The sequence below is a fragment of the Cupriavidus sp. USMAA2-4 genome (assembly GCF_001854305.1).
GTDB classification, from domain to species: domain Bacteria; phylum Pseudomonadota; class Gammaproteobacteria; order Burkholderiales; family Burkholderiaceae; genus Cupriavidus; species Cupriavidus malaysiensis.
The window spans coordinates 3,612,734-3,621,648 of the sequence record NZ_CP017749.1 but is presented as its reverse complement, the minus strand read 5'-3'; the positions used below and the strand labels follow the sequence as shown (position 1 = coordinate 3,621,648).

Below are 8,915 nucleotides of genomic sequence, written 5' to 3'. Positions count from 1 at the left end.
CGGCGTTCTGGGAGGCAGCTGATCGGCGGAAAGCCGGCGTCGAGCCGGGCCGAATCCCAAGCTCGCCCGCTGGGCGGGCCGCAATCAGCGAAGAAGGAGGCCGAATTGCTTGATCCGATTCAGGGGCTCCGGCGCGCGGATAAGTCGGTCTCAGCGGACATAAATCTTCGCATCGCATGCCGGGCAGATCCAATAGGGAACTGCGACGTATGCGCTTGTGGGCTGGTATCGCAAGACGACCTTCGACTTTTGAGGCCCATCGAAACACCGCTGGCAGACATAGTGCACGGGCTCCGTGACCGATGGTTCTCCGGCCTCGCCCGGTACTGGCTGAGCGTCCGCCCGGTAGACGAAGGAGCCTTGAGTGATCTCGAAAAGCGCATAGCGACGGCGATCGAGCAAGGTTTTCTCCAGTTCTCGCAGCTTCTGGCAGGCCTCGAAGTGATCCTGTTGGAGGGCGAGAAGCTGGGCGTTGTGCGAGAAGAGAGCATCTTGGGCCTTGAGCAGCTGTTCGTTCATCTGACTGATGACCGCCGCGAGCTGGTTGGCGTCCCGGATCCCAATGGCGGCCCGGCCGACGTCCTTCGCGATGGTGATTGCTGTCGCGGCACCGCTGAGAAGTGAGAAGTCCATGCATCCCCCTGTTGTGGGCAGTTGAGAAGGTGAGAGAGCTCAATTCTTCCACGGCTGAGGGGATGCGCCACATAACCGCCGCGTGGGGTTTCCCCACTGGCATTTGATAACGGGCCCGCAAGGGTCCGACCGGGGAATGAACCATGCCGCGCACGCAGCAGGTATCGCTTTGTGACCACCCGGCGCTCGCGCGCGCCGGCAGCCGGTGGCATCCATTTCCCATGTCTTCCTTTTCCTGGCCGGGCGTCGTGGCGCGCCGGCTCTGCTGTCTCGTTGGGATGAATCGTATGGAAACCGCAATGCACTTGGGAGCAACGCGATGAACGTTGCGGAACGGAACGAGATTGTGCTAAGGGGCCGCATCTCCCAGAGGACACAAGCCGCTGTTGCCGCTGCGATCGGCATGGACAAGACGAACTTCTGTCGCTGGCACAACAACAGCGGGCATGGACTTCAACTCACCAAGGTCTGCGAGATGCTGGCCGCGAACGACATCGATCTTTCCAAGCTTGCCGGCGAGTACGACGGGCTCGGGCAGCCGGCCCAGGACATGGTGACCATCACGCGCGCGCAGTTCGAAGCGCTGCGCACGCTGGCCGAGATCGGCATGAAAGGGATGGAGGGGGCGTGATGCGGATCTACATTGCCGGCCCGATGACGGGCATGCCCGACCTGAACTTCCCGGCCTTCCACGCGGCCGCCGGCGCGTTGCGCGGAGAGGGCTATGACGTCGTGAACCCCGCCGAGATCAACGCCGACCCGGCGGCCGGATGGCTTGAGTGCATGCGCAAGGACATCCGCGAGCTGGTGACGTGCGAAGCCATCTACTTGCTGCCCGGCTGGGAAGGCTCGCGCGGCGCGCGGCTCGAGGCCAGGATCGCCGAGGGGCTGGGCTTCAAGATGATCTTCGCCGAAGTGGCGCGAGCTGAAATGGAGGCGATGTGATGGACGACCTGTATCACGGCTGGGTGCTGGTGGTGCTGATCCTGATGGTCGCAATCTCGATGGGGATCGGACGATGAACGTGTGCTGCAACTGCGGCCGGCGCGGCCATATAGCGGCGGACTGCCCATGGAACCGCTTCGTGCGGATTGCGAGGCCGTCATGACCTTCACCCTGGACGCCTGGCAGATCCTGGCGATTGTGCTGCTGTCCGGCGCCTCGGGCGCGGCGGCGATGGTGCTGTTTGTGGCCTGCTACGCCGCGCGCCGGCAGGAAAGGGGGCTGGAATGAACTGCAAGCCTGGAGACCTGGCCTACATCATCCACGCCATGTGCCCGCAAAACCTCGGCCGCGTGGTCGAGGTCGTCCGCGATGCCGGCGATCACTGGCTGCTGGGCCACATGTGGGTGGTGCGCGCGTTCTCGCCGCTCCAGGTCGTGACCGAGCGCGGCGGCTACACATTCCAGTCGGAATTCGCGGATACCCCGGACGCTTGGCTGCGACCGATCGCGGGGCTTCCGGTCGAGGCGGAAGAGGGCGCGGAGGTGGTGGCGTGAGCACCATCCCCGACCCCAAGGAAGAACTGCTCGACCGGTTCTATGTCGAGAACGGTCCCTGCTGTGCTGGCTGTGACTGGTGGCGATGGGCCAACAGCTTAGTCGGGGAGTGCCGCAAGTCTGCGCCGGTATCCGGGGTCGTCAGGTTCGCAATGCTCGGCATCCAGGCTGCAAGCCTCACCCCGGACCCCGGCCACATCATGACGCCGCGCGAACACCACTGCGGCGATTTCAAAGACGAATTCGATTGGGGCAGTCTGCCATCCGCATACCTGCGGAAGATCGGACGCGAATTGGTGAAGCCATGAGCGAGAACAGCATGATCAAGGCGCATACGCTATCCGGGAAGGAGCTAGACCACTGGGTCGCCATTGCCATGGGATGGCATCGCCGGCCAGGCCGGGAAGGCGGCCCCTGGGAAGATTGTGACATTTGGGCTGGCCCGGACGACAGGCTTGCCTTCGCGCCAGCGGATTTGTTCCACCCCTCGACCGATGTGGGATTCACAGGCCGCCTCGTGCTCGCCGAGCGGCTGAGCGTGACATCGCCCAAGTCGCCCGTTCACCGCAACGGCGGCCCACTCAATGGGTGGGGCGAGGCCGGCAGTTGGGGCGCCTGCAGCTGGCACGCCGGCGTCGACGGAAAGAGGGCATTCGGCCGTCACGAGACGGAACCCAGCGTCGCCATCTGTCGTTGCCTTGTGGCGCTGAAGCTGGGGCGAGAGTTCGAGGGCAGCACGGCCCAGAGGGCGGCCGGGGATGTCTGAGTCTACCGGCCGCGAACGGCCTTCATTCCGGCGCGGGAAAGAGCGTGTTGATCAGCGTCCTCCCCGCGGCCACGACATCGTCCGCCGACATGAAGTGGGAGCTGCCATTGTCGTTCTGGATCGGCTTGCTCACGGGGTGACCGTTGCGCGAGTCTCGATACCTGATCCATCCCGTACAGAAATCCTCACCAGGCTTCTGCTCGAGAATGACCTGGATACCCCGGTAAGTGGTGAGAGTGATATTAGCCATGCTGGCCTCCCTGTTGTGGAGGCATCCTAGCATGACACTCGACCACTGCTACCAAGGCGACTGCCGCGATGTCATGCGCGATCTGATCGCCGCCGGCGTGCGCGTGCAGTGCATCGTGACCAGCCCGCCGTACTGGGGCCTGCGCGACTATGGCGTCGGCGGCCAGCTCGGCCTGGAACCGACGCTGCGCGAGTTTCTGGTCAACATGGTCGAAGTGTTCGACCTGGCGCGCGAGCTGCTCGCGGACGGCGGCACGCTGTGGCTGAACATGGGCGATGGTTATGTGCCGTGTCGGGATTCGCGCGTGAAGTCGAAGGACGTCACCGGCCAGCCCTGGCGCCTCGCCTTCGCCCTGCAGGACGCCGGCTGGTGGCTGCGCCAGGACATCGTCTGGCACAAGCCGAACCCGATGCCGGAGAGCGTGCGCGATCGCTGCACGAAGGCGCATGAGTACTTGTTCCTGCTGACGAAGAGCGAGAAGTACTTCTACGACTTCGAGGCCATGCAGGAACCGGTGAGCGGAGGTGCCCACGCGCGTGGCAACGGCGTGAACCCCAAAGCCGTACCGAGCGGCTGGGACACGGCGGCCGGCGGCCACCGCGAGCTGAAGGGGCGCTACCCGGGCACCGGCGTCGGCTTCGGCCGCGGATATGACAAGGTGGCCAAGCCTCGCGCGAAGCAAAACGCGTCTTTCTCGGCAGCCGTCGCGGAGCTGGTGACGACCCGCAACCGCCGTAGCGTCTGGACGATCCCGACGCAGGCTTTCGACGGTGCCCACTTCGCCACCTTCCCCGAGGCCTTGGTCGAGCCCTGCATCCTGGCCGGCAGCCGCCCTGGTGACATCGTGTTCGACCCGTTCTTGGGCTCGGGCACAGTGGCCAGTGTCGCGCAGCGCCTCGGCCGGCGCTGGCTCGGCGCCGAGCTTAACCCCGAATACATCGCCCTGCAGGCTGAGCGCACGCGCCAGCCGGGGCTGGTGTTGGAGACTGCAACGTGAACTCCGACCAACCACCACTGACACCCCCCGACTGCGACCTCCGCGACTTCCAGTTCATGCCGCTCGACGTCGTGCGCCTGCGCGACAGCGACATCGCGGTCATGGTCTCCGGCGAAGAATTCCGCAGCGCCGTGATGCTCTGGTGTGCCTCGTGGCACCAGGTGCCCGCCGGCTCGCTGCCGAACGACGACCGATCCCTCGCGTCCCTCGCCGGCTATGGCCGCGCCGTCGGCGAGTGGCTGAAGGTCAAGGAAGGCGCTCTGCGCGGCTGGATCGAATGCTCGGATGGCCGGCTCTATCACGCCGTTGTGTGCGAGAAGGCGCGCGAGTCGTGGGACTCGAAGCTGCAGCATGCCTACGACAAACTGGTCGACCGTCTCCGGAAAATGAACAAGCGGCGCGAGGAATCCGGGCAGCCTTCCGTCGTCTGTCCGCCGTTCGACATCTGGAAAAGCACCGGACGTCCGATGGAAAGCCAGCTGCTTTCCGCCGGAAATGAACCTGCGTTCCAGCGGAAAGAGGGCAGCGTTCCGGCGGACGGCCCCCGGAACGATTCTGGACGGATTGCGGACGACGGCGGCGAACTCGGGGCCCCCGTCGAAGGTGATGCATCGCAAGACGCACTTTCCGGAAATTCCGCCGGAACGGACGACGTTTCCGCCGGAAACGCAGAGGACTTCCAGCGGAAAGCTGGCGAAATTCCGCTGGAAAATCGTCTTAAGGGACAGGTAAGGGAAGGGACAGGTAAGGGAGAAGTAAAAAAGAAAAGCGGCGGCGTAGGTAGTTCGAACGTGGTAGGCCCTGTGGACAACTCGGAATCGCCGCCGCCGCTCTCCGCCGATGAGATCGGGGAGGCCCTGTTGCGCCTGGAGGCCGAGCGGGGCAAGACCGTCGCCCTGACCCCGCGCGCACGCGAGGCGTTGCTCCGGATTGCCGAGCGCCGCATCGCCATGCCGGTGTTGCTCCGGGCTCATGCCCTCGCGCGTGCGCGAAGGGATGCCGACAGGGACAGCTCTGCGGTGAACCCGGGCTTCCTCGAGCCGTTCGTCGACGAGGCGCTGGCCGGCGACCGCGGTGGGCCACCAGGCGCGGACTGGGACGCCACGACCGATGGCGTGCTGGCCAAGGCCGGCGAGCACGGGCTGAGGCAGGGCGCCGACGAGCCGTGGCTCTGGTTCCGTCTGCGGGTGATCCAGGCCTCGGGCGACCAGCGGCTAATCGAGCGCGAGGTCAGCAAGGCCGAGCGCATGAACCCGAACGAGTTCGAGCGCGTGCACGTGCTCATGTACGGCGTGGCGCCGGGACAGGTGGCCGCAGCATGACGACGCAATCGCTCTTCGCCGACGGCCGCGCACTGCGCCGCGTCGTGTTCGCCGTGCCCGGGCAGCCGGTCGCCAAGGGTCGGCCCAAGTTCTCGCGCCAAGGCGGTTTCGTGCGGACCTACACCCCCGAGCCGACGGCGCGCTACGAGAACCTGGTCAAGCTGGCTGCCACCCAGGCCATGGCCGGTCGCCCGCCCATCGAGGGCCCGGTCGAGCTCTGGCTCGACATCGAGCTGCAGATCCCGGCCAGCTGGTCCAAGAAGCGCCAGCAGCAGGCCATTGCCGGCCAGATCGCGGCGACGAAAAAGCCCGATGCCGACAATGTTCTGAAAGCGGTCAAGGACGGCATGAACGGCATCGTGTGGGTCGACGATGCCCAGGCGGTCGAGTACCGCATCAGCAAGCGCTACAGCGCCTCGCCCGGGGTGCGCGTGAGCGTGGAACAACTGCCGCTGCAAGCGGCGTAGACGAACGAGGAACGAGACTTGACGGGGGAAAAACCAGTGGACGCAGTGTTCAAGACGACTGGGCAGGCATTGCACGCCTCGTACCTGATTCTTTCCGAGCCCGCGATCGAGAAGAGCGCCTTCCGGGCGGCGCTGATTCGGGCCATGGAGGCCACACCGAAGCTCACCGCGCGCCAGGGCGAGTGGCTCGACCAACTGCGCGGCACGCCGTCCGGCCGTGTCAACTTCGAAGGGCTCACGATGCTGGAGATCCGGGGGCAGTGCTGCCTCGTGACTTCCGCGGTGGACAGCCGGCTGCCGACGGCCGAGCGCGGCGTCATCCTGGCGCGCTTCGCCTACGGCGAGCAGAAGGGGGAGGGCATTCAGGCCCTGGTGCGCTTCTGCCGGCGCAGCTGCGGCATCAGCGCTTTCGCGCCGGTGTACCTGCTGATCGCGCGGCACTACGCGCCAAAGGTCCGCAAGGAAGGGCTGTCGCTGCGGGACATCGCCGAGAAGCATGGGCTGAGCAAGCGCGCCGTGGACACCGCCGCGCGCTGGATGGCGTCGCATTTCGCTGCGCTAGAGCTGCTGGCGATGCAGCGGCTGCAGGCCGTGTTTCTGGCCGATGGCCTGGTCGAGATGGCGGAAGATCTGGGTACGCTTCCGGCCGCGCCGGCGCCGCGCTCGCCCAGTCGGCGTGCGGTTTCCCGCAATGCCAGGCTGGACGCGGCCGAGGAGGCGATTTCTGCTTGACAGAGCGGGACACAGCACCTACATTTTTGCCAGACTCAGCCGAACTACACCCGAAGCCCGCCTTGTGCGGGCTTTTTGCATTGGGGCTCGCCATGTTCCTGCCGACCTACTGGTACCTGCTGTACGGCGTCTGGGTGCAATCCTGGTGGCCGAACTGCGACGGCTAGCTCCCCTCGTTCCCGTCTGTCTCCTCCACCGCTCCCCGCAGTGGATTGCCCGGCCAACCGCCGGGCTTCTTTCTTCCGCGTCCCGCATTTTTCCCGCCTATGAAAAAGCCCGACCAGCTCGCCATCGTGTACCGCGCGGCGGCCGACCTGGTCCGGTATGAGCGGAATGCGCGGACGCACAGCGCGGCCCAGATCGAGCAGCTCAAGGCTTCCCTGCGGCGCTGGGGCTGGACCAATGCGGCCCTGACCGCCGGCGACCAACTGCTGGCCGGGCACGGTCGGCTGGAAGCTGCCACGCAGCTGTGGGCCGCTGGCGAGTCCATCCGCCACTGCCCGGTGCCGGGCGAGGTGCCCACGGTCGACCTGTCGCACCTGGACGCCGACGAGCGCCGGGCCTACATCCTGGCCGACAACAAGCTGGCGGAGAACGCTGGCTGGGACGTTGAGCTGCTGGCCGCCGAGTTGGCGGACCTGCGCGATGCGGACTTCGACCTGAGCCTGATCGGCTTCGACGCGGGTGAGCTGGCTGAGCTGCTGGACCCCGGTGAGCCCGGGCCCGGTGGCGCCGGCAAGAGCCTGGCCGACCGGTTCATGGTGCCGCCGTTCAGCACGCTCAACGCGCGCGACGCGGCCTGGCAGGAACGCAAGGGCGTCTGGCTGGCGCTGGGTATCCAGTCCGAGCTGGGCCGCGACGCGCCGGCCTACGCCAAGGCCTCCGAGCACCAGAAGGCGGACAGCGGCGCGCCGGCGCAGCACCGGACCAGCATCTTCGACCCGGTGCTGTGCGAACTGGCCTACAGCTGGTTCTGCCCGCCGGGCGGGATCGTGCTGGATCCGTTTGCCGGCGGCAGCGTGCGCGGTCTGGTGGCCTCGCGGCTGGGCCGGCAGTACGTCGGCATGGAGCTGCGCGCCGAGCAGGTAGAAGCGAACCGCGGCCAGCTGCACCTGGTGCGTGTGGAAGACCCGGCGCCGGCCTGGCACGTGGGCGACAGCCGGCAGATCGGCCGGCGCCTGGCCGACCTGGAGGCCGACTTCGTGTTCTCTTGCCCGCCCTATGCGGACCTGGAGCGCTACTCGGACGACCCGGCCGACCTGTCCACGATGGACTATCCGGCCTTCCTGACCGCCTACCGCGAGGTGATCGCCGGCGCGGTGGGGCAGTTGAAGCCCGACCGCTTCGCCTGCTTCGTGGTCGGCGACGTGCGCGAGAAGCGCGGCACCGGGCCCTACAGGAACTTCGTGGCGGACACGATCGAGGCCTTCCTCGATGCGGGCATGGCGCTGTACAACCACGCGGTGCTGCTGACCGCCCTGGGCAGCCTGCCCATCCGGGCCGGCAGGCAGTTCAGCGCCAGCCGGAAGCTGGGCACCGCCCACCAGCACGTGCTGGTATTCGTGAAGGGCGACTGGAAGCGGGCGGTGGTCGCCTGTGGCGATGTGGAGATTCCGGACGAACTGTTCCCGGAGGCGGAGGAGTAGCCACTGGCGCGCGCTGCGCGACTGTCAGCTACAGGGAGAAAATGATGATTATCCATCCCGCACAAAAGAGGGCGAAGGATGTCAGGATCGGGAAGGCGAGCGAAGGGTGCAAGCCTCGCTTGGCGATCCCCAATATGAGTTCACCCTGAGTCTCGACATCCTGCGGAAATCGGCCAATTTCATGGCGAAGCCTTGCAAGACCTCTCACGAGTCCCAAAAGCGTCACGGCAAGGCCCACGGCGAATAGAACGCACGTGAATCGAAACCAGAAGTCCCACTTGAGACGATCCAGGGCAATTAGCGCGCCAAAGGCAGCGAGTCCCAGGCCGTTGACGTATGCCGCGTGTTTGAGGCAATCAAGCTGCCAGGTCCAGTATTGGTCGAGCAACACGCAGGATGCCTCCAGCGAAGTGGCTGCGTCTTCAGCCTTATTGCCTCTGGACGCATCGAGCCACTTTGACGGCAGCTTGCGCAGGGAGGTGTTACTCGGACGTCTGAGCGGTCGTGGTCGTATTGCCATGGTCTCCTCGCAGTGAATACCGGATTCTTCGGCAGGAGGTGGGAAGTCATGCACCCGCCAGAAGTCGGGTAAGGAAAAATCGA

Annotated in this window: 14 protein-coding genes; 11 read left to right on the top strand and 3 right to left on the bottom strand. The window is 65.9% G+C overall.

Going from position 1 to position 8,915, the window contains the following annotated elements; genetic code table 11:
* Positions 1–150 precede the first annotated feature (150 nt).
* A complete protein-coding gene (locus BKK79_RS35900; protein ID WP_071040247.1) occupies positions 151–633 on the bottom strand; it encodes a hypothetical protein in 483 nt (160 codons plus the stop codon).
* A gap of 319 nt (positions 634–952) precedes the next feature.
* Here BKK79_RS35900 and BKK79_RS35895 point away from each other — a divergent pair, with 319 nt between their 5' ends.
* The 6 genes from BKK79_RS35895 to BKK79_RS35875 all read left to right on the top strand — a co-directional run bounded on the left by BKK79_RS35895 (position 953) and on the right by BKK79_RS35875 (position 2,898).
* Entirely contained in the window at positions 953–1,264 is a 312-nt protein-coding gene (locus BKK79_RS35895; protein ID WP_157128612.1) for a hypothetical protein, read from the top strand.
* A complete protein-coding gene (locus BKK79_RS35890) occupies positions 1,264–1,578 on the top strand; it encodes a DUF4406 domain-containing protein (protein ID WP_084085600.1) in 315 nt (104 codons plus the stop codon). Before BKK79_RS35895 ends, BKK79_RS35890 begins: the two co-directional genes overlap by 1 nt.
* Before the next feature lie 159 nt (positions 1,579–1,737).
* The gene (locus BKK79_RS42015; protein WP_257787588.1) at positions 1,738–1,866 is read left to right on the top strand and encodes a hypothetical protein; all 129 of its coding nucleotides are present in this window, start codon (positions 1,738–1,740) and stop codon (positions 1,864–1,866) included.
* Complete coding sequence (locus tag BKK79_RS35885) at positions 1,863–2,132, top strand: hypothetical protein (protein ID WP_071040244.1); 270 nt, start codon at positions 1,863–1,865, stop codon at positions 2,130–2,132. The genes BKK79_RS42015 and BKK79_RS35885 overlap by 4 nt, the downstream gene beginning before the upstream one ends.
* On the top strand, positions 2,129–2,440 hold the full coding sequence (locus BKK79_RS35880) for a hypothetical protein (protein ID WP_232346407.1): 312 nt from the start codon (positions 2,129–2,131) through the stop codon (positions 2,438–2,440). Before BKK79_RS35885 ends, BKK79_RS35880 begins: the two co-directional genes overlap by 4 nt.
* A complete protein-coding gene (locus BKK79_RS35875; RefSeq protein ID WP_071040243.1) occupies positions 2,437–2,898 on the top strand; it encodes a DUF2591 family protein in 462 nt (153 codons plus the stop codon). Before BKK79_RS35880 ends, BKK79_RS35875 begins: the two co-directional genes overlap by 4 nt.
* Positions 2,899–2,920: 22 nt before the next feature.
* Here the strand turns inward: BKK79_RS35875 and BKK79_RS35870 are convergent, their stop codons facing one another.
* Complete coding sequence (locus tag BKK79_RS35870) at positions 2,921–3,148, bottom strand: hypothetical protein (RefSeq protein WP_157128610.1); 228 nt, start codon at positions 3,146–3,148, stop codon at positions 2,921–2,923.
* Positions 3,149–3,179: 31 nt separating this feature from the next.
* On the opposite strand from BKK79_RS35870, the gene BKK79_RS35865 reads away from it, so the two are divergent.
* The 5 genes from BKK79_RS35865 (at position 3,180) to BKK79_RS35845 (ending at position 8,312) form a co-directional block, all read left to right on the top strand.
* A complete protein-coding gene (locus BKK79_RS35865; RefSeq protein WP_071040241.1) occupies positions 3,180–4,145 on the top strand; it encodes a DNA-methyltransferase in 966 nt (321 codons plus the stop codon).
* Positions 4,142–5,467, top strand: coding sequence for a DUF1376 domain-containing protein (locus BKK79_RS35860; protein WP_071040240.1), 1,326 nt, complete (start codon positions 4,142–4,144; stop codon positions 5,465–5,467). Before BKK79_RS35865 ends, BKK79_RS35860 begins: the two co-directional genes overlap by 4 nt.
* Positions 5,464–5,934: a RusA family crossover junction endodeoxyribonuclease gene (locus BKK79_RS35855; protein ID WP_071040239.1), complete on the top strand. Its 471-nt coding sequence runs from the start codon at positions 5,464–5,466 to the stop codon at positions 5,932–5,934. Before BKK79_RS35860 ends, BKK79_RS35855 begins: the two co-directional genes overlap by 4 nt.
* Before the next feature lie 36 nt (positions 5,935–5,970).
* Positions 5,971–6,666 carry a hypothetical protein gene (locus BKK79_RS35850; protein ID WP_157128609.1) on the top strand — a complete coding sequence of 232 codons (696 nt, stop codon included), beginning with the start codon at positions 5,971–5,973 and terminating at the stop codon, positions 6,664–6,666.
* 266 nt (positions 6,667–6,932) lie between these two features.
* Positions 6,933–8,312 carry a ParB/Srx family N-terminal domain-containing protein gene (locus BKK79_RS35845; protein ID WP_071040237.1) on the top strand — a complete coding sequence of 460 codons (1,380 nt, stop codon included), beginning with the start codon at positions 6,933–6,935 and terminating at the stop codon, positions 8,310–8,312.
* A gap of 28 nt (positions 8,313–8,340) precedes the next feature.
* Here BKK79_RS35845 and BKK79_RS35840 read toward each other — a convergent pair whose 3' ends face one another.
* A complete protein-coding gene (locus tag BKK79_RS35840) occupies positions 8,341–8,703 on the bottom strand; it encodes a hypothetical protein (RefSeq protein ID WP_071040236.1) in 363 nt (120 codons plus the stop codon).
* Between the last annotated feature and the right edge of the window lie 212 nt (positions 8,704–8,915).